The sequence below is a fragment of the Phreatobacter oligotrophus genome (assembly GCF_003046185.1).
GTDB classification, from domain to species: Bacteria; Pseudomonadota; Alphaproteobacteria; order Rhizobiales; family Phreatobacteraceae; genus Phreatobacter; species Phreatobacter oligotrophus.
The window spans coordinates 217,858-235,205 of the sequence record NZ_PZZL01000002.1 but is presented as its reverse complement, the minus strand read 5'-3'; the positions used below and the strand labels follow the sequence as shown (position 1 = coordinate 235,205).

18 protein-coding genes and 1 riboswitch are annotated in these 17,348 nt (G+C 68.8%); of the genes, 12 read left to right on the top strand and 6 right to left on the bottom strand.

Translation table 11 applies throughout. The features are described from left to right. The first annotated feature begins 20 nt into the window (after window positions 1–20). Together trmB and C8P69_RS05070 are read left to right on the top strand one after the other, a co-directional pair. Window positions 21–737 carry a tRNA (guanosine(46)-N7)-methyltransferase TrmB gene (gene trmB / locus C8P69_RS05075; RefSeq protein ID WP_245901874.1) on the top strand — a complete coding sequence of 239 codons (717 nt, stop codon included), beginning with the start codon at window positions 21–23 and terminating at the stop codon, window positions 735–737. 83 nt (window positions 738–820) lie between these two features. Beyond that, on the top strand, window positions 821–1,996 hold the full coding sequence (locus tag C8P69_RS05070; protein WP_108174783.1) for a M20 aminoacylase family protein: 1,176 nt from the start codon (window positions 821–823) through the stop codon (window positions 1,994–1,996). 45 nt (window positions 1,997–2,041) lie between these two features. Here the strand turns inward: C8P69_RS05070 and C8P69_RS05065 are convergent, their stop codons facing one another. Then, window positions 2,042–3,136, bottom strand: coding sequence for a 2'-deoxycytidine 5'-triphosphate deaminase (locus C8P69_RS05065; RefSeq protein WP_108174782.1), 1,095 nt, complete (start codon window positions 3,134–3,136; stop codon window positions 2,042–2,044). 79 nt (window positions 3,137–3,215) lie between these two features. Then, window positions 3,216–3,294, top strand: a riboswitch (SAM riboswitch). Between the two features lie 79 nt (window positions 3,295–3,373). Here C8P69_RS05065 and C8P69_RS05060 point away from each other — a divergent pair. Beyond that, the gene (locus tag C8P69_RS05060) at window positions 3,374–4,600 is read left to right on the top strand and encodes an O-succinylhomoserine sulfhydrylase (RefSeq protein ID WP_108174781.1); all 1,227 of its coding nucleotides are present in this window, start codon (window positions 3,374–3,376) and stop codon (window positions 4,598–4,600) included. Between the two features lie 260 nt (window positions 4,601–4,860). Next, window positions 4,861–5,934 carry a quinone-dependent dihydroorotate dehydrogenase gene (locus C8P69_RS05055; RefSeq protein WP_425440744.1) on the top strand — a complete coding sequence of 358 codons (1,074 nt, stop codon included), beginning with the start codon at window positions 4,861–4,863 and terminating at the stop codon, window positions 5,932–5,934. Here C8P69_RS05055 and C8P69_RS05050 read toward each other — a convergent pair. The 4 genes from C8P69_RS05050 to C8P69_RS05035 all read right to left on the bottom strand — a co-directional run bounded on the left by C8P69_RS05050 (window position 5,927) and on the right by C8P69_RS05035 (window position 9,540). Then, window positions 5,927–7,258, bottom strand: coding sequence for an MATE family efflux transporter (locus C8P69_RS05050; protein ID WP_245901873.1), 1,332 nt, complete (start codon window positions 7,256–7,258; stop codon window positions 5,927–5,929). The genes C8P69_RS05055 and C8P69_RS05050 overlap by 8 nt on opposite strands. Before the next feature lie 313 nt (window positions 7,259–7,571). Next, the gene (locus C8P69_RS05045) at window positions 7,572–8,459 is read right to left on the bottom strand and encodes a bifunctional helix-turn-helix domain-containing protein/methylated-DNA--[protein]-cysteine S-methyltransferase (RefSeq protein WP_108174779.1); all 888 of its coding nucleotides are present in this window, start codon (window positions 8,457–8,459) and stop codon (window positions 7,572–7,574) included. Between the two features lie 66 nt (window positions 8,460–8,525). Continuing rightward, window positions 8,526–8,993, bottom strand: a complete 468-nt coding sequence (locus tag C8P69_RS05040; protein ID WP_108174778.1) for a YbaK/EbsC family protein — start codon at window positions 8,991–8,993, stop codon at window positions 8,526–8,528. A gap of 10 nt (window positions 8,994–9,003) precedes the next feature. Further along, complete coding sequence (locus tag C8P69_RS05035; RefSeq protein ID WP_108174777.1) at window positions 9,004–9,540, bottom strand: DUF2244 domain-containing protein; 537 nt, start codon at window positions 9,538–9,540, stop codon at window positions 9,004–9,006. A 22-nt stretch (window positions 9,541–9,562) separates the two neighbouring features. Between C8P69_RS05035 and nth the strand changes: the two genes are divergently transcribed. From nth to C8P69_RS04995, 8 genes are all read left to right on the top strand, one after another. Then, a complete protein-coding gene (gene nth, locus C8P69_RS05030; RefSeq protein ID WP_425440743.1) occupies window positions 9,563–10,354 on the top strand; it encodes an endonuclease III in 792 nt (263 codons plus the stop codon). Between the two features lie 131 nt (window positions 10,355–10,485). Beyond that, a complete protein-coding gene (locus tag C8P69_RS05025) occupies window positions 10,486–11,712 on the top strand; it encodes an ABC transporter substrate-binding protein (protein WP_108174776.1) in 1,227 nt (408 codons plus the stop codon). A gap of 80 nt (window positions 11,713–11,792) precedes the next feature. Continuing rightward, the gene (locus tag C8P69_RS05020; protein WP_108174775.1) at window positions 11,793–12,035 is read left to right on the top strand and encodes a type II toxin-antitoxin system Phd/YefM family antitoxin; all 243 of its coding nucleotides are present in this window, start codon (window positions 11,793–11,795) and stop codon (window positions 12,033–12,035) included. Further along, a complete protein-coding gene (locus C8P69_RS05015) occupies window positions 12,035–12,466 on the top strand; it encodes a type II toxin-antitoxin system VapC family toxin (RefSeq protein ID WP_108174774.1) in 432 nt (143 codons plus the stop codon). Before C8P69_RS05020 ends, C8P69_RS05015 begins: the two co-directional genes overlap by 1 nt. A 120-nt stretch (window positions 12,467–12,586) precedes the next feature. Next, on the top strand, window positions 12,587–13,456 hold the full coding sequence (locus C8P69_RS05010) for a branched-chain amino acid ABC transporter permease (RefSeq protein ID WP_108174773.1): 870 nt from the start codon (window positions 12,587–12,589) through the stop codon (window positions 13,454–13,456). Then, a complete protein-coding gene (locus C8P69_RS05005; RefSeq protein ID WP_108174772.1) occupies window positions 13,453–14,469 on the top strand; it encodes a branched-chain amino acid ABC transporter permease in 1,017 nt (338 codons plus the stop codon). Before C8P69_RS05010 ends, C8P69_RS05005 begins: the two co-directional genes overlap by 4 nt. Further along, on the top strand, window positions 14,466–15,188 hold the full coding sequence (locus C8P69_RS05000) for an ABC transporter ATP-binding protein (RefSeq protein WP_108174771.1): 723 nt from the start codon (window positions 14,466–14,468) through the stop codon (window positions 15,186–15,188). The genes C8P69_RS05005 and C8P69_RS05000 overlap by 4 nt, the downstream gene beginning before the upstream one ends. Next, entirely contained in the window at window positions 15,188–15,892 is a 705-nt protein-coding gene (locus C8P69_RS04995; protein ID WP_108174770.1) for an ABC transporter ATP-binding protein, read from the top strand. The genes C8P69_RS05000 and C8P69_RS04995 overlap by 1 nt, the downstream gene beginning before the upstream one ends. A 3-nt stretch (window positions 15,893–15,895) precedes the next feature. On the opposite strand, the gene thrC is transcribed toward C8P69_RS04995, so the two are convergent. Beyond that, window positions 15,896–17,308: a threonine synthase gene (gene thrC / locus C8P69_RS04990; RefSeq protein WP_108174769.1), complete on the bottom strand. Its 1,413-nt coding sequence runs from the start codon at window positions 17,306–17,308 to the stop codon at window positions 15,896–15,898. Window positions 17,309–17,348 lie beyond the last annotated feature (40 nt).

Here is a 17,348-nt window from a genome sequence, read left to right as displayed (position 1 = left end):
GGGGTTGATCACGGACGCCAATGACGACCGACAAAGCCATGACCAACGACAAGCGCCTCGCGGGGCAGGGTTCCTTCTTCGGCCGGCGCAAGGGCAAGGCCCTGCGCCCGCACCAGGCCGACCTGTTCGAGACCCTGCTGCCGCGCCTGCGCGTCGATCCTGCGCGCCCCTGCGACCTTGCCGCCCTCTTTCCCCGCAAGCTCGACGGTTACGTCTTGGAGATCGGCTTCGGCGGCGGTGAGCACCTGGTGCGCGAGGCGACCGCCCATCCCCATCTCGGCTTCGTCGGCGTCGAGCCCTTCATCAACGGCATGGCGAAGATGCTGGCCGAGATCGAGCGGCAGGGGATCGACAATGTCCGCCTGCACACGCAGGACGCCGGCCTGCTGCTGCCCTGGTTCCCGGATGCCAGCCTCGACATCGTCTACCTGCTCTATCCCGATCCCTGGCCGAAGACCCGCCACCACAAGCGCCGGTTCGTCTCCGACGAGACGGTCGCCCAGTTCGCCCGCATCCTCAAACCCGGTGGCGAGTTCCGCTTCGCCAGTGACATCGACCACTATTCGGCCTGGACGCTGGAGCGGCTGCTGCGCTCGCCCGCCTTCACCTTCGCCGCCCGGGCGGCGAGCGACTGGACGACGCCCTGGTCGAACTGGCAGTCGACCCGCTACGAGGCCAAGGCCCTGCGCGAGGGCCGCAAGCCCTGCTACCTGACCTTCCGCCGCAACGACCCTTGAGGCGCAGCGCAGGCCTGCGCCGCGGGGCTTGCGGCGGGGCGAGGGCAGGCTAGCCTTCCGGCTTCGGATCCCGGAGCCGCCCCATGCCCGTCATCGACCGCATCGCCGCCTTCCACGACGAGATGACCGCCTGGCGGCGCGACTTCCACGCCCATCCCGAGATCGGCTTCGAGGAGGTCCGCACCTCCGGCATCGTCGCCGAGAAGCTGGAATCCTGGGGCATCGAGGTCCATCGCGGCTTCGGCAAGACCGGCATCATGGGCGTCATCCATGGCCGGCCCGGCAACCGCAAGATCGGGCTGCGCGCCGACATGGATGCCCTGCCCATGCCGGAGCTGAACGATCACCTGCCCTACAAGAGCACCTACGAGAACCGCATGCATGCCTGCGGCCATGACGGCCACACGACCATGCTGCTGGGCGCGGCGCGCTACCTCGCCGAGACACGCAACTTCTCCGGCACGGTGCATCTCATCTTCCAGCCGGCGGAGGAGGGGCTCACGGGCGCCGCCGAGATGCTGCGCGACGGGCTCTTCGAGAAATTCCCCTGCGACCAAGTCTACGGCATCCACAATGCGCCGCAACTGCCCTTGGGCACGGCGGCGATCCGCCCCGGCACGGTGCTGGCGGCGGTCGACTATTTCGACATCACCCTGAAGGGCCGCTCGTCCCACGCCGCCGAGCCGCATCGCGGCATCGACCCCTTGCCCTGCGCGGTGCAGATCTACACGGCGCTGCAGAGCCTCGTCAGCCGCCGCATGGACCCGCACGACACGGTGGTCCTCTCCATCGGCAAGTTCATCGCCGGCACCTCGCAGATCGTCATCCCCGAGACGGTGACCATGTCCGGCACGATCCGCACCCTGAAGCCGTCGACCCGGAAGGCGATGGACGAGCTCTTCCACCAGACGCTGGAGGGGCTCTGCGCCGCCCATGGCATCGAGCTGACGCTCGACTACCGCCGCTCCTATCCGCCGACCATCAACACGGTGGAGGAGGCCTCGGCCTTCGAGCAGGCCGCGCGCGACGTGGTCGGCGACGACCTCATCAAGGTGGACCTGCCCTCGCTCACCGCCGGCGAGGACTTCGCCTACTATCTGGAAAAGGCCCCCGGCGCCTTCATGCTGCTGGGACAGTCCACGCCCGAGCATGGTGCGGTGCCGGTCCACAACGGCCGCTACGACTTCAACGACGCGCTGCTGCCGATTGGCGCGAGCTGCTTCGCGCGGCTGGTGGAGCAGCAGCTGTCGGGGGTGTGAGGGGATTGAATAGGCGATAGGGGTGGGGCTTGAGAGGCGCCGCCCTTACCGGAAATGCTTCGACAGCTTCAGGCCCTGCGCCTGGTAGTTCGAGCCGACCTGCCCGTAGAGGCTCTTCGGCCTCTCGGTCATCCGCTCATAGACGAGCCGCGCCACGATCTGCCCGTGCTCGAGGATGAAGGGCACCTCGCGCGAGCGCACCTCCAGCACGGCGCGCGCGCCCTTGCCGCCCGCCGCCGCATGGCCGAAGCCCGGATCGAAGAAGCCGGCATAGTGGGCGCGGAATTCGCCCACTAGGGGGTCGAAGGGCAGCATCTCCGCCGCATAGTCCGGCGGCACCACCACGGCCTCCTTCGAGGCGAGGATGTAGAACTCGTCGGGGTCGAGGATCATCTCGCCCTTCCCCCGCTCCTGGATCGGCTCCCAGAAGTCGAGCACGTCATGGGCGGCCTTCTTGTCCACGTCGATGACGCTGGAATGGCGCTTGGCGCGATAGCCGAGAAGCCCGCCCCAGGCTTCCCCCATGAGGTCGATCGACACCGCGATGCCGACCGGGCCGACGATCGGCGTGCCGGTGTCGACGAGGCGCTCGGTTTCCTGCAACCCGTTGAGCTCGTCCAGCGTCAGCTCGGCGCGGCCGCGGCGGAAGCGGATCTGCGACAGGCGCGAGCCGGTCCGGACCAGCACCGGGAACGTCTGCGGCGAAATCTCGAGGAACAGCGGGCCCTCGTAATCCGCGGGGATCGTGTCGAAGGCCTGGGCGCGGTCGAGGATGACGCGGGTGAAGACGTCGAGCCGCCCGGTCGAGCTTTTCGGATTGGCGGTGGCGGAGATGCCGCCGCGCAGCGCAAGGCCTTCCATCAGCTCGACGAGATAGACGCAGCCGGTCTCCAGCACCGCGCCGCGGGTCAGGTCGATCTCGTGCAGCGCCAGCGATTGCAGCCGGTCCACCACCGTGCTCGACGGGCCGGGAAGGAAGCTCGCACGGATGCGGAAGGCGCGGGTGCCGAGGCGCAGGTCGAGCGAGGCCGGCTGCACCTGGTCGGCGTCGAGCGCGCGCGCGATGCGGATCTGGCCGCGCGCCACCAGCTCCTCGATGGCCTGTGACGGCAAGATGCCGTGAAGGGTTTCGTCCACCATCGCCCCAACTCCGACGAACAAACCGTTCGTCAAAACGAACAAAACGCTTGACGCTCTCTCCGCGCCGCCCTAGGACCCTTGCCTACGACGTGGAGATTTGGCCGGCTGGCTTGCGAACCACGCTAAACCATTCGCTAAAAGGCCGGGCGCGCGGGATCAACCCGGCCTCGGCACTTGCCGGGCCGGGTTCTGTTTTTTCCGGGGGACAAGTCCCGGATCGTGCCGTGAGGTCGCGCCATGAAGAAGCCCTTTGATCCCTCCCGCGTGCGGCCGGCGACCCGGCTGGTCCATGGCGGCACCATCCGCTCGGAGTTCGGCGAGACCTCCGAGGCGCTGTTCCTGACCCAGGGCCATGTCTATGACAGCGCCGAGCAGGCCGAGGCCCGCTTCAAGGGCACCGATCCCGGCTTCATCTATGCCCGCTTCTCCAACCCGACCGTGCAGATGTTCGAGGACCGCATTGCCCTCCTCGAAGGCGCGGAGGCCGCCAAGGCGACCGCCACCGGCATGGCGGCGGTGAATGCGGCCATGTTCGGCCAGCTCTCGGCCGGCGACCACGTCGTGGCCTGCAAGGCGTTGTTCGGCTCCTGCCGCTACATCATCGAGACGCTGCTGCCGCGTTTCGGCGTGCAGTCGACGCTGGTCGACGGCGCGGACCTCGCCCAGTGGGAGGCGGCGGTCCGCCCCAACACCAAGGTCTTCTTCCTGGAGAGTCCGACCAACCCGACCCTCGAGGTCTATGACATCGCGGCCATCGTCGCGATCGCCAAGAAGAACGGCATCAAGGTCACCGTCGACAACGTCTTCGCCACCCCGATGATGCAGAGCCCGCTGGCGCTGGGCGCCGATTGCGTCATCTATTCCACCACCAAGCACATCGACGGCCAGGGCCGCTGCCTCGGCGGCGTCATCCTCGGCTCGAAGCAGTTCATCCAGGACAACGTCTACCAGTACCTGCGCCAGACCGGCCCGGCGATGAGCCCCTTCAATGCCTGGGTGGTGCTGAAGAGCCTGGAGACCCTGCCGCTGCGCGTCGAGCGCCAGACCACCAGCGCCGCCAAAGTCGCGGACGCGCTGGCGACCCTGCCGGGCGTCACCAAGGTCATCTATCCCGGCCGCAAGGACCATCCGCAATACGAGATCGCCCAGCGCCAGATGCGCGGCGGCTCGACGCTGATCGCCTTCGAGGTCGAGGGCGGCAAGGCCGGCGCCTTCCGCGTCGCCAATGCGCTGAACATCATCAAGATTTCCAACAATCTCGGCGATTCCAAGAGCCTCATCACCCATCCGCCGACCACCACCCACGACCGCTTCACGCCCGAGGAGAAGCTGGAAATGGGCATCACCGACGGCCTGCTGCGCCTGTCGGTCGGCCTCGAGGACCCCGATGACCTCATCGATGACCTCGCTCAGGCGCTGAAGACGCTCGAATGGCCGCACGACGCCAAGATCGTGCGGATCTGACGGGACTCTTCGGAGGGGATTGGGCTTGAATGCCCCTCACCCTTCCCTCTCCCCGCAGGCGGGGAGAGGGGGCAACAGCCTCCCGCTCTGCATGGCACCGCCGGGCTTGGCATGACCGCGAAGAACAGGTCGCGACGTCGAAGTCCCCCTCTCCCCGCCTGCGGGGAGAGGGAAGGGTGAGGGGCCCACCTTCGCCTCAGCAGGCAGGCACCATCCCCCTTGCCGCTCTGGCCGCACAGTGCCAGAACGCGCTCATGTCCCTGCTCTCGCTCGCCTCGCGCCTCGCCCGTCCGGTCCTGCTCGCCACCGATCCGGAAACCGGCCACAATCTCGCCGTCGCGGCGCTGAAGACCCTGCCGCTGCCGGCCTGCGGCACGGACGACCGGCGGCTTGCCGTCTCCGCCTTCGGGCTCTCCTTCCCGAACCCGGTCGGCCTTGCCGCCGGCTTCGACAAGCACGCGGAAGTGCCGGACCCGGCGCTTCGCCTCGGCTTCGGCTTCGTCGAGGTCGGCGGCGTCACGCCGAAGCCGCAGGTGGGCAATCCGAAGCCGCGCGTGTTCCGCCTGGTGCCCGACGAGGCGATCATCAACCGCTACGGCCTCAATTCCGACGGCGTCGACGTCGTCGCCCGCCGCCTCGCGGCCCGCACCGGCAAGCCCGGCATCGTTGGCATCAATATAGGCCCGAACAAGGATTCGACCGACCGCGTGGCGGATTACGGCCTGCTCATCGAGAAGCTGGGCCCCCACGTCTCCTATCTGTCGGTCAACGTCTCCTCGCCCAACACGCCGGGCCTGCGCGACCTCCAGCAGGCCTCCTTCCTCGACGACGTGCTGGCGCGCTCGATCGAGGCGCGCGACGCCGTCGCGCCGGGCAAGCCGATCCTCGTCAAGATCGCGCCCGACCTGTCGCTGGAAGGCCTCGACGACATGGTCAGCGTCTGCCGCCGCCGCCGCGTCGACGGCATGATCGTCTCCAACACCACCATCGCCCGCCCCGAGACCCTCGCCGACCAGGCCACCGCCCGCGAGACCGGCGGCCTGTCGGGCAGGCCGCTCTTCCGCCGCTCCACCGAGATGCTGGCCGAGACCTGGCGGCGGGTGGAGGGGCAGTTCCCCCTCGTCGGCGTCGGCGGCATCGCCTCGCCTGAGGATGCCATCGCCAAGATCGCCGCCGGCGCGACGCTGGTGCAGCTTTACTCCGCGCTGGTCTTCCGCGGCTTCGGCCTGGTCGAGGAGATCAAGCAGGGCCTCGTCCACCGGCTGATGCGCGAGCGCATGGCCTCGGTCACCGACCTCGTCGGCACCGCCAACGCCGACTGGCGCCTCACCTGAAGGTGACGCGCATCAGGCCGGGCATGGCGAGGCCGAGATAGAGGCCGCGCACCGCCTGCAGGATGAGATAGGCGATCCACAGCCCGTCATTGCCGAAGCCGGACAGCAGCCACCACGCCGCGATGAAGGTCGCGAGCGAGGCCAGCATGCAGTTGCGCATGGCGACCGCCCAGGTCGCGCCGATGAAGACACCGTCGAACAGGAAGGCCATGACCCCCGTGAAAGGCGTCAGCGCCATGTAGGGCAGGTAGCGCTTCGCCTCCGCGCGCACGGCCTCCGAGGTCGAGACGAAGTCGATGGCCGCACCGCCACCGACGAAGAACACGGCGGAGGCGACCGTGCCGAAGGCGACCGCCCAAATCGAGGAGAGCCAGACCGCGCGGCGGAAGCTGGCCTCGTCGCGGGCGCCGACCGCCTGGCCGCCGAGCTGCTCGGCGGAGGTGGCGAAGCCGTCGAGGAAGAAGGCGACGATGCCGACGAAGTTCATCAGGATGGCGTTGGCGGCGAGCACCGTGTCGCTACCGACCGCCCCCTGGCGGGTGAAGAAGGCGAGCGAGGCGAGCAGCGCCGCCGTGCGGATCATGATGTCGCGGTTGATGGCGAAGGTCTGGATGAGGCGCGCCCGGTCGAGAATGACCGACCACGGCACGGTGAGGCGCCAGCCGAGCGAGGCGAGCACCACGACGAGGCCGACCGCCGCGCCGATCCATTCGGCCAACGCATTGGCGGTGGCGGCGCCGGCGATGCCGAGTTCCAGGACCGAGACGAAGAGCACGGTCAGGGCCATGTTGCCGACATTGATGACGATCTGCAGGACCAGTCCCGTCATGGTCCGCGCCTGGCCGATGAGCCAGCCGAGCACGGCGAAATTGATGAAGATGGCGGGGATCGAGACGAGGCGAACGGAGACATAGGTGTCGGCCGCCGCCGTCGCCGCAGGCGAGGCGCCCATGGCGCGAAAGATGAGCGCCAGCAGCGGCACTTTCAGCACGAGGATGGCGAGGCCGCAGGCGATGCCGATGAGCAGCGCCCGGGCGATGACAGCGCGCCGCTCGGTCTCGTCGGCCCGGCCGCGGGCCTGTGCAGTCAGCCCGATCGTGCCCATGCGCAGGAAGGCGAAGGCCCAGACCAGCATGTCCATGATGACCGCGCCGAGTGCCACGGCGGCAAGCGCGATCGGATCGCCGAGCCGGCCGATGGCGGCGGTGCTGACGATGCCGAGGAGCGGCGTCGTCACATGGGCGAAGATCATCGGCACCGCGATGGAGAGGATCCGGCGGTGGCTGACCTCGGGGGGCGCGGTCTGGGGGAGGGCGTGGGTCACCCGCCCGTTCTAGCCAGTGCGACCGGCGATTGCAGCTATCGGACCGGCAGGGGAGCCATGGGGCGGTGGCGGGACGGCAGGCGCGAAACCCTCTCCCTTCATGGGAGAGGGTGGCCGCGTCAGCGGCCGGGTGAGGGGGGAGCCACAGGCCCTCCGCCTGTGCGCGGTGTTTGCATCGAAACGCGACCTGAGCAGCCCCCTAGGCGGATCGAGGACCAACCCTCACCCGGCGCCTGACGGCGCCACCCTCTCCCATGAAGGGAGAGGGTTTAGTCCCCCGCCTCACGCGGCAGCGGCCCCGCCCCTCCCTGCCTCACCCCGTGTGCCCGGCCTCCCAGCCGAGCATGGCCTGCTTGCGGGTCAGGCCCCAGTGATAACCGGTGAGCGCGCCGGAGCGGCCGAGCACCCGGTGGCAGGGCACGACGAAGGAGATCGGGTTCTTGCCCACCGCCGCGCCCACCGCGCGCGCCGCCGTCGGCCGGCCGATATGGCTGGCGATGGTCGAATAGGTCGTCGCCTTGCCCATGGGGATGCGCAGCAGCGTCTCCCAAACCCTCACCTCGAAATCGGTGCCGATGAGGCAGACCCGCAGGGGCCGGTCCTCGCGCCAGGCCTCGGGGTCGAAGATGCGGTGGGCGAGGGGTCCGGTGACGCCGCTATCTTCGACGAAGCTGGCCCGCGGCCAGCGCCCGCGCATGTCGGCGAGCGCCGAGGGTTCCCCGCCCGGCTCGCAGAAGCCGACGCCGGCAAGCCCCCGGTCTGTCGCCACCACGATGGCGAGACCAAATGGCGAGGGATGGAAGCCGTAGCGCATGACCAGGCCCTCGCCGCCGGTCTTGTACTCGCCGGGCGACATGGCCTCGTGGGTGACGAAAAGGTCGTGCAGGCGCCCGGGGCCGGAATAGCCGACCTCATAGGCCGTATCGAGCACCGAGGCCTCGTCGCGCAGCAGCGAGCGCGCCGCGTCGAGCGTGATGGCCTGCAGGAAGTCCTTCGGCGTCAGGCCCGCCCAGCGGCGGAACAGATGGTGCAGGTGGCCCGGCGACAGGCCGACATGCTCCGCCATTTCCTCGACGCTCGGCTGGCGGCGCCAGTGGTCGGTGATGAAGGCGAGGGTGCGCCGGACGATCTCGTAGTCATCCGCCGCCTCGGCGAGGCGGATCGGGGTGCCGTGCTTTTCCAGCTGGACGACGTTGAGCATGGGGGCCTCCGCGGCTGAACATGGGCTGAGAGTGCGCCAGCCCGGCAGCCCCTGCCACCCGATTTCTCAGCCCTCGGCGATGTCCGCGACCTGGCCCCCGCTGATCCGCACGAGATCGTCGAAGCGCGTTTCGAACACGGCATTGGGGGCACCCGCCGCCGCCCAGATGCGATCGAGCTTGCCGAGGTCCTGGTCGATCAGCACCACCGGCGGCGTGAGGTGGCCGACCGGTGCGACGCCGCCGATGGCGAAGCCCGTGACCTGCCGCACCCAGCTGGCGTCGGGGCGCTCCACGCTCATGCCGACGATTCGGGAAACCTTCGCCGCATCGATGCGATTGGCGCCCGAGGCCACCACCAGCACCGGACGCTCGCCGGCGCGGAAGAGGATGGACTTGGCGATCTGCGCCACCTCGCAGCCGACGGCCGCTGCGGCATCCGCCGCCGTGCGCGTGCTCGCCGGAAAGGTCACGATCGCGTCGGCATGACCGGCTGCGGTGAGGGCGTCCCTCACCCGATCCACCGAACCGGCCATGATGATCTCCTCAGTCGAAGCGCGTGCGATCCGGTCCGCGCTTAGCCTCGGCGAGCGCCGCCGACAAGGCCTTGCCGAAGCCCTCCCGCTCGACGGGCGGCAGGAAGGTCGCGATGTCGAGCCGCCGCCGGCCTTCGTCCAGCGTCAGGCCGAGCACCTGGCCGTCCTCCTCGTCGCGCTGCTGGGTCAGCCGCGTCCAGGCGGGGTTGAAGCGCCATTCGCGGGCATGGCCGTGCCAGGTCACCTTGCGGATGCGCAGCTCGGTCGGCGTGACGATGACCTCCTCGAAGGCGCGGGCATGGCGGTAATTGGCCCGGAAGGCGAGGAAGATGATCAGCACGTCCAAGCCCAGGAAGGGCAGGACGGGCCAGGCTCCGATGGCGGTGAAGACCACCGCGCCGACGAGGTTGACCGCCGCCACCGCGCCCATCACGGCGAGGAAGCCGGGCCATCCCATCGAGCGGTGGGGGGTGAGGATCGCCGCGAAGAGCGGCGGGTCTTCGGCGTCGGCGAGGGCCGCGCCCGGTTGCATGTTGCCGGTGCTCATGACGACCGACTATACGAGCCACATGCCCGGTCCGACCACTCCGAAGTCGTCATCCACGCCCTCGTCGGCCAAGCCGAAGAAGCCGGCGCGCAAACGGGCGCCGAAGATCACCGCCGGCATGGCGCTCGCCAACACCGCGGCTGCGAAGGCCGCCGCGAAACGGCGCAAGCGTGATGGCCTGACGCCGGCCGAGATCGAGGCGATCTTCTTCCGCTTCCACGAGGTCGAGCCCGAGCCGAAGGGCGAGCTCGAGAGCATCAACGCCTATACGCTGCTGGTGGCCGTGGTGCTGTCGGCGCAGGCGACCGATGTCGGCGTCAACAAGGCGACGCGTCCGCTGTTCCAGGTCGTCGACACGCCGGAAAAGATGGTGGCGCTCGGCGAGGAGGGCCTCGTCTCCTACATCAAGACCATCGGCCTCTTCCGCAACAAGGCGAAGAACGTCATCGCCCTGTCGCGCCTGCTCATCGAGCGGCATGGCGGCGCGGTGCCGGTCGACCGCGAGGCGCTGGAGCAATTGCCGGGCGTCGGCCGCAAGACGGCGAATGTCGTGCTCAACATGGCCTTCGGCATCCCCACCATCGCGGTGGACACCCACCTCTTCCGCGTCGCCAACCGCACGGGCCTCGCCCCCGGCGCGACGCCGCTGGCGGTCGAGCTTGGGCTCGAGAAGGTGGTGCCGGACGCCTACCGCCTGCACGCCCACCACTGGCTCATCCTGCACGGCCGCTATGTCTGCAAGGCGGCGAAGCCCGACTGCCCCCGCTGCATCATCGCCGACATCTGCCGCTTCGAGCACAAGACGCCCGCCTGAGGCCAATCCCGGCGGGACCTAAGGGTGCAACCAACAGGGGAGGGACCATGCGTCGCGCCCGCCTTCCCCTCACCGCCGCTTTCGCTAAGATCGCGCCCATACAAGGCCCCACCGGGGGCCGGGAGGATTTCATGACCCGTTCGACCCGCCTGTCCCGCCGCACCGTCATGGCCGGCGCCGCCGCTGCCTTCGCTACCCCCGCCGTGGTGAAGGCCCAAGGCCAGACCATCAAGATCGGCTCGCTGCTGCCGCGCTCCGGCTTCTTCGCCCAGGCCGGCCAGTCCATGCATCGCGGCGCGCTCGCCGCGCCCGAGCTCCTCGCCCAGCTCGGCTACCGCGTCGAGATCGTCCACATCGACACCGAGTCGAATGCCGACGTCGCCCGCACCCAGGCCGAGCGCGCCATCAACGAGGGCTGCCATGTCCTCACCGGCGCCTTCGATTCCGGCCATACGCTGGCCATCGCCCAAGTGACCGAGCAGCGGCAAATCCCCTTCGTGGTCAATGTCGCCGCCGCCCCGCAGATCACCGAGCAGGGCTACAAGTTCCTCGTCCGCAACTTCCAGACCGGCGGCCAACTCGTCACCAACGGCCTGCGTCTCATCAAGGACGTGATGGATGCGAAATCCATCAAGTTCGAGAAGGCGGTGTTCCTGCACGCCAACGACACGTTCGGAACCGCCCAGCGCAACGCCATGGATGCCATCTGGCCGCGCGTCGGCCTGCCGATCGAGCTGGTCGACAAGATCGCCTATGACCCGCGCGCCCAGGACCTCTCGGTTGAGGTGACCAAGATCCGCTCGCTGAACCCCGACCTCGTCATGTGCGTCACCCGCGCCTCGGACGCCATCAAGATGGTGCGCGACATGGTGCGCCAGCGCTTCCAGCCCAAGGCCATCATCTCGCCGGGCTCGCCGGGCTTCTACGACGAAGAATTCTACCAGGCCCTAGGCCCGCTGGCCGATTTCGTCATGTTCGGCCTGCCCTGGGCCAACCCGAAGTCGCAGATGACCCAGGCCTTCGAGCGCTCCTTCGCCAAGGTGAACCCGAACAACCGCTTCGCCGTGGACAGCTTCAATGCCGGCTTCACCTTCGAGGGCCTGCTGATCGCCGCCGATGCCTTCAAGCGCGCCGGGACGACGAACGGTCCGCAGCTGATGGAGGCGGTGCGCGCCACCAACATCACCGACCACGTGATGATCGGCGGGCCCATCACCTTCGACGCCAAGGGCCAGAACCCGAACATCGGCTCGGCGCTGGTGCAGAACATCCGGCGCACGGCGACCGTCGTTCTGCCGAAGGACGTCGCCCAGGCCGAGCCTGTCCTGCCGCTGCCGGCCTGGCAGGGCCGGAGCTGAGGCGGGGGCGGGACGCCGGCACGCCTCGCGCCCAGGGGCGACATGCGCTATATGACCAACTTGTTGGTCAGGAGGCGCGCATGTCCCCCGTGAATCTGGCTGATGCCAAGGCGCGGTTGAGTGAACTGGTCGATCGTGCCGAGGCTGGCGATACGATCGAGATCGCCCGCCGCGGCAAGACCGTGGCGCGGTTGACGCCCGCCTCTGCCCTGCGAAAGCCCGTCGACGCCGCGGCGCTAGCGGCGGTCACGGACGACATGGCCCTGAGCCCAGAGAATGCCGGCGACTTTGTCCGGGCACTGCGCGACAGCGACCGGTATTGATGATCTATCTCGATACGTCGGTTCTCGTTGCAGCCCTCACGCGGGAAGCCACGACGCCTGCTGTGCAGGCTTGGCTCGCTCAACAGGACCCCGCGGACCTCTCGATCAGTCACTGGACCATCACCGAGTTCTCCTCTGCCCTGTCGCAGAAGCTGCGCATCGGGGCGATCACCGTGGATCAACGAGCCCGGGCGCTTTCGGTCTTCGCCACCCTGGTGTCGGAGAGCCTTCTGCTTCTGCCGGTCAGCAGCGATCATTTTGCCCACGCTGCCCGCCTGTCCAATCAGCATGAACTGGCCCTCAGGGCGGGCGACGCACTGCATTGCGCGATTGCAGCAGAACGGGGGGCGACGCTCGCAACGCTTGATCGCCGGCTTGCGGATGCGGCGCCGTTGTTGGGTGTGCCGACCGTGGTGCCCGTCCCGCGTTGAGGGGCACCTCTCCGCAGCCCGCGTCACGGCGGCTCGTCGCCCATTCCGGCACGGCGGTTGCTCCTCCGCCGCTGACCGTTTAACTCGCCCTGTCGCACCGCACCGGGATCGTCTCTGCCCATGCTTTGGTCGCTTTATGCCAACGTCCTTGTCCAGGGCGTCCTGACGGGCCTCGTCTATGGCCTGATGGCGCTCGGGCTTTCCGTCATCTTCGGCGTCGTCCGGGTGGTGAATTTTGCCCATGGCGAGTTCGCCGTGGTTGGCATGTACGCGGCCTTCATCCTGTTCCGCTCCTTCGGCATCGACCCCTTCCTGTCGATGCTGCCCATCGCGCTGGCCTTCTTCGTCATCGGTTACGGGCTGCAGCGCACCCTCATCAATCCCTTCGTGTCGCGGCCCGAGCACGAGCAGTTCATCCTGCTGGTCGGCGTCGCGATCATCCTGGTCAACGGCACGCTGATGATCTTCGGGCCTGATGCCCGCAGCGCCAACCTGCCCTATTCCTTCGACAGCTGGGATATCGGCCCGGTTATCGTCGACAAGGTGCGCGTCTATGCGGCGATCGCGGCGCTGGCCGTCTCCGGCCTGCTCTTCGCCTTCTTCCGCTTCACCGATACCGGCATCGCCATCCGCGCCTGCGCCGACAACCTCACCGGCGCCGCCGTGGTCGGCCTCGACGTGAAGAAGCTCTATGCGCTCACCTTCGGCCTGGGCCTTGCCTGCGTCGGCGCCGCCGGCGCGCTGATGGTGACGCTGACCGATGCGACGCCGATGATCGCGCCGGCCTATACGCTGCTCGCCTTCACCATCGTCATCATCGGCGGCATGGGCTCGATGACCGGCGCCATCATCGGCGGCCTGCTCATCGGTGTCGCCGATGCGCTGGCCTCCGTCCTGGTCGCGCCCTCCATGAAGACCATGGCCTCATTCGGCCTGCTCGTCCTCATCCTGGCGTTGCGCCCGCAGGGCCTCCTGGGGAAGCGCGCATGAACCCGCTCGCCTCGCTCTCGCATCTCGCGGCGGAGGCGCCGCGCCGCGCCCTCCTGCTGCTCGGCCTGATGGTCGCGGTGCTCGCCGTCGCGCCCGTGATGCTTGACCGCTACCTGCTCTCGGTCTTCTTCCTGATCTTCTGGTTCGCCACCGTCGGCCAGGCCTGGAACATCATGATGGGCTTCTGCGGCCAGCTCTCGCTCGGCCACGCGCTCTATGTCGGCCTCGGCGGCTATATCGGCGCGCTGCTCTGGGTGAAGTTCGGCATCTCGCCGGCCATCGCCATCGTGCCCGCCGTGCTGGTCGCGGCCACCTTCGGCGCCGCCATCGGCTGGCTCGGCTTCCGCTTCGGCATCGAGGGCGTCTATTTTGCTCTGCTCACCATCGCCTTTGCCGAGGTGACGCGCATCGGCTTCGACAACTGGTCCTTCGTCGGCGGCGCGGCGGGCTTCTTCATTCCTGTCTCGCAGGTCGCGAGCCCCATCAACCTGCGCGGCGGGCCGGTGCTCTTCTACTACGTGGCGCTCGCCATGATGGTGGTGGCCTTCGTCGTCTGCGCGCTGCTGCGCCGCTCCAAGCTCGGCCATGCCTGGCTCGCCGTGCGCGAGGATGCCGAAGCCGCCCGGGCGCTCGGCATCGACGTCTTCCGCGCCAAGATGGCGGCGGTGATCGTCTCCTCCGCCATGACGGCGGTGGCCGGCGTCGTCTATGCCTTCTACCAGAACAACCTCTTCCCCAGTCAGACCTTCGACATCGCCCGGTCCATCGAGATGATCCTCGCGCCGATCATCGGCGGGCTCGGCACCCTTTTCGGCCCCATCCTCGGCGCCTTCATCCTCACGCCTCTTGGCCAGATGCTCATCGCCCTGGTGGAGAAGATCGCCGGCCGCGCCATCCCCGGCGTCAATCTCGTCTTCTACGGCGCCGCGCTGATGGTCATCATATGGTACGCGCCGAACGGCGTCTGGCCCTGGCTGAAGAAGAAGCTGGGCATCCCGGAGGGCCGGGAATGAGCGTGCTCCTCGACGTCCGCGGCGTCACCAAGCGCTTCCGCGGCCTGACCGCCGTCGATAGCGTCTCCCTCACCGTCGACGAGGGCGAGATCTTCGCTGTCATCGGCCCGAACGGCGCCGGCAAGACGACGCTCTTCAACATGATCGCCGGGGTGATGAAGCCGGACACGGGGTCCATCACCTTTGCCGGCGAGCGCGCCGACGGGCTCGCCCCGCACGAGCTCTGCCAGCGGGGCCTTGCCCGCACCTTCCAGATCGTCAGGCCCTTCCCCGAACTCACGGTCCTCGAGAACGCCACCATCGGCGCCATGATGCGCGCGCCCGACATGGAGGCCGCCCGCGCCCATGCCGGTGAGGTGCTGCGCCAGCTCGATCTCTGGGAGCGGCGCGACGCCAAGGCGAAGTCCCTGACCCTGCCGGACCGCAAGCGCCTCGAATGCGCCCGCGCGCTGGCCACCGGCCCGCGGCTCCTGCTCCTCGACGAGGTCATGGCCGGCCTCAGGCCCACCGAGGTCGACCGCATCGTCGCCATCCTGCGCGAGATCAACCGCTCGGGAGTGACGATCCTGCTCATCGAGCACGTCATGCGCGCCACCATGGCGCTGGCGGGGCGCATCCACGTGCTGCACCACGGCGCCACCATCGCCGAGGGCACGCCGGAGGAGGTCACGCGCCACCCCAAGGTGCTCGAAAGCTACCTCGGAGCGGAGGCGCTCTGATGCTGTTCGTCCACGACATCGACGTGTTCCACGGCGACGCCCAGGCCCTCGACAAGGTCTCGCTGGAGGTGCCGGAGCGCGCCATCGTCGCCATCGTTGGCGCCAACGGCGCCGGCAAGACCTCGCTCATCCGCACCATCGCCGGCATGCACCAGCCGGCGGCGGGAACCATCCGCTTCAAGGACCGCGACATCACCGGCCTGCCGAGTCATGAGGTCTGCGATCTCGGCATCGGCCAGGTGGCGGAAGGCCGGCAGGTCTTCCCGACGCTCTCGGTCGCCGAGAACCTCGCCATGGGCGCGATGATCCCGCGCGCCCGCCGCCACAAGGCCCGCAACCTCGAGCGCGTCTACAGCATGTTCCCGCGCCTCAAGGAGCGCGCAGGCCAGGCCGCCGGTACGCTCTCCGGCGGCGAGCAGCAGATGCTCGCCATCGGCCGCTGCCTGATGGGCGAGCCTGAACTCGTCATGTTCGACGAGCCCTCGCTCGGTCTCGCCCCTGCCGTGGTGCAGGACGTGCTGCGTACGATCCGCGACCTCGCCGAGGGCGGGCTCACCTGCGTCCTCGTCGAGCAGAACGTCGCGGTGTCACTCCGGCTCGCCAGCCGCGGCTATGTGCTGGAGAACGGCCGGATCACCCTGTCCGGCACCGGCGAGGCGCTGCTTGCCGATGACGGGGTCCGCAAGGCCTACCTCGGGATGTGACCCTCACGCCGCGCCGGCTACCGCTGCGCGGGTCTTCTCCAGCACATAGGCCTCCACCGCCTCCTGGGCGTTCGGCAGGTGGGCGATGCGCTCCTCACGCGTCATGAGGTCGCCGAGCCAGGCCGGCAGCGCCGGGCGAACGCCGGAGGCCGCCTCCACCGCGTCGGGGAACTTGGCGGGATGGGCGGTCGACAACACCACGGTCGGCACGGACGGGTCGGCCGCCACCTTGCGCGCGGCGACGACACCGACAGCCGTGTGCGGATCGAGCAGATAGCCCGCCTCTTCGAGCGTCGTGCGAATGGTGCCGGAGACCTCCGCCTCGTCGGCCCGCGCCGCGGCGAATTCCTTGCGGATGGCGGCCAGCGCCGTCTCGCCGATGGAGAAGCTCTTGGACTGGGCAAGCCCCGCCATCATCCGCCGCACCGCGCCGGCATCGCGGCCTTCGGCGTCGAACAGCAGGCGCTCGAAATTGGAGGAGACCTGGATGTCCATGGAGGGCGAGGAGGTCGGCACGACCCCCGTCACCTCGTAGCGGCCGGTGCGCAGGGTGCGCTCCAGGATGTCGTTGACGTTGGTGGCGACCACGAGCTCGCTCACCGGCAGGCCCATGCGCTTCGCCACATAGCCGGCGAAGACATCGCCGAAATTGCCGGTCGGCACGACGTAGCGCGCGGCGCGGCCCGGCGCGCCGAGGGCAGCGCCGGCGACGAAGTAATAGACGACCTGCGCCACGATCCGCGCCCAGTTGATCGAGTTGACGCCGGACAGGCGCACACGGTCGCGGAAGGCATGGTTGTTGAACAGGCCCTTCACGATGGCCTGGCAGTCATCGAACGTGCCGTCGATGGCCACAGCATGAACGTTCGGCGCGTCCACCGTGGTCATCATCCGCCGCTGCACGTCGGAGACGCGCCCGTCGGGGAAGAGGATCACCACATCCACCTGGTCGAGGCCCTTGAAGGCCTCGATGGCGGCGCCGCCTGTATCGCCCGAGGTGGCGCCGACGATGGTGGCGCGCTGGCCGCGGGCCTTCAGCACATGGTCCATCAGCCGCCCGAGGAGCTGCATGGCGCAGTCCTTGAAGGCCAGCGTCGGCCCGTGGAACAGCTCCAGCACCCATTCGGAGGGCGACAGCTGCACCAGCGGCGTCACCGCCGGATGGCGGAAGCTGGCATAGGCCTCGTCGATCATGCGCGACAGATCGGCCTCGGCGATGGAGCCGGCGACGAAGGGGGCGAGCACGCGGCGGGCGATTTCCGGATAGGGCTGGCCGGACAGGGCCCCGATGGCCTCGGGCGACAGCGTCGGCCAGGTCTCCGGCACATAGAGGCCGCCGTCGCGGGCAAGGCCCGCCAGCAGCGCGTCGGGAAAGTTGAGGACCGGAGCCTCGCCCCGGGTCGAGATGTAGCGCATGGCGGGATCTCCGGCGCCTCGGCATTGGTCCCGGCGGGAT

What these genes read in the sequence shown, in the direction of transcription:
- trmB (WP_245901874.1), top strand. Translation starts at nt 21, where the DNA reads ATGACGACCGACAAAGCCATGACCAACGACAAGCGCCTCGCGGGGCAG.
- C8P69_RS05070 (WP_108174783.1), top strand. Translation starts at nt 821, where the DNA reads ATGCCCGTCATCGACCGCATCGCCGCCTTCCACGACGAGATGACCGCC.
- C8P69_RS05065 (WP_108174782.1), bottom strand. Translation starts at nt 3,136, where the DNA reads ATGGTGGACGAAACCCTTCACGGCATCTTGCCGTCACAGGCCATCGAG.
- C8P69_RS05060 (WP_108174781.1), top strand. Translation starts at nt 3,374, where the DNA reads ATGAAGAAGCCCTTTGATCCCTCCCGCGTGCGGCCGGCGACCCGGCTG.
- C8P69_RS05045 (WP_108174779.1), bottom strand. Translation starts at nt 8,459, where the DNA reads ATGCTCAACGTCGTCCAGCTGGAAAAGCACGGCACCCCGATCCGCCTC.
- C8P69_RS05040 (WP_108174778.1), bottom strand. Translation starts at nt 8,993, where the DNA reads ATGGCCGGTTCGGTGGATCGGGTGAGGGACGCCCTCACCGCAGCCGGT.
- C8P69_RS05035 (WP_108174777.1), bottom strand. Translation starts at nt 9,540, where the DNA reads ATGAGCACCGGCAACATGCAACCGGGCGCGGCCCTCGCCGACGCCGAA.
- nth (WP_425440743.1), top strand. Translation starts at nt 9,563, where the DNA reads ATGCCCGGTCCGACCACTCCGAAGTCGTCATCCACGCCCTCGTCGGCC.
- C8P69_RS05025 (WP_108174776.1), top strand. Translation starts at nt 10,486, where the DNA reads ATGACCCGTTCGACCCGCCTGTCCCGCCGCACCGTCATGGCCGGCGCC.
- C8P69_RS05020 (WP_108174775.1), top strand. Translation starts at nt 11,793, where the DNA reads ATGTCCCCCGTGAATCTGGCTGATGCCAAGGCGCGGTTGAGTGAACTG.
- C8P69_RS05015 (WP_108174774.1), top strand. Translation starts at nt 12,035, where the DNA reads ATGATCTATCTCGATACGTCGGTTCTCGTTGCAGCCCTCACGCGGGAA.
- C8P69_RS05010 (WP_108174773.1), top strand. Translation starts at nt 12,587, where the DNA reads ATGCTTTGGTCGCTTTATGCCAACGTCCTTGTCCAGGGCGTCCTGACG.
- C8P69_RS05005 (WP_108174772.1), top strand. Translation starts at nt 13,453, where the DNA reads ATGAACCCGCTCGCCTCGCTCTCGCATCTCGCGGCGGAGGCGCCGCGC.
- C8P69_RS05000 (WP_108174771.1), top strand. Translation starts at nt 14,466, where the DNA reads ATGAGCGTGCTCCTCGACGTCCGCGGCGTCACCAAGCGCTTCCGCGGC.
- C8P69_RS04995 (WP_108174770.1), top strand. Translation starts at nt 15,188, where the DNA reads ATGCTGTTCGTCCACGACATCGACGTGTTCCACGGCGACGCCCAGGCC.
- thrC (WP_108174769.1), bottom strand. Translation starts at nt 17,308, where the DNA reads ATGCGCTACATCTCGACCCGGGGCGAGGCTCCGGTCCTCAACTTTCCC.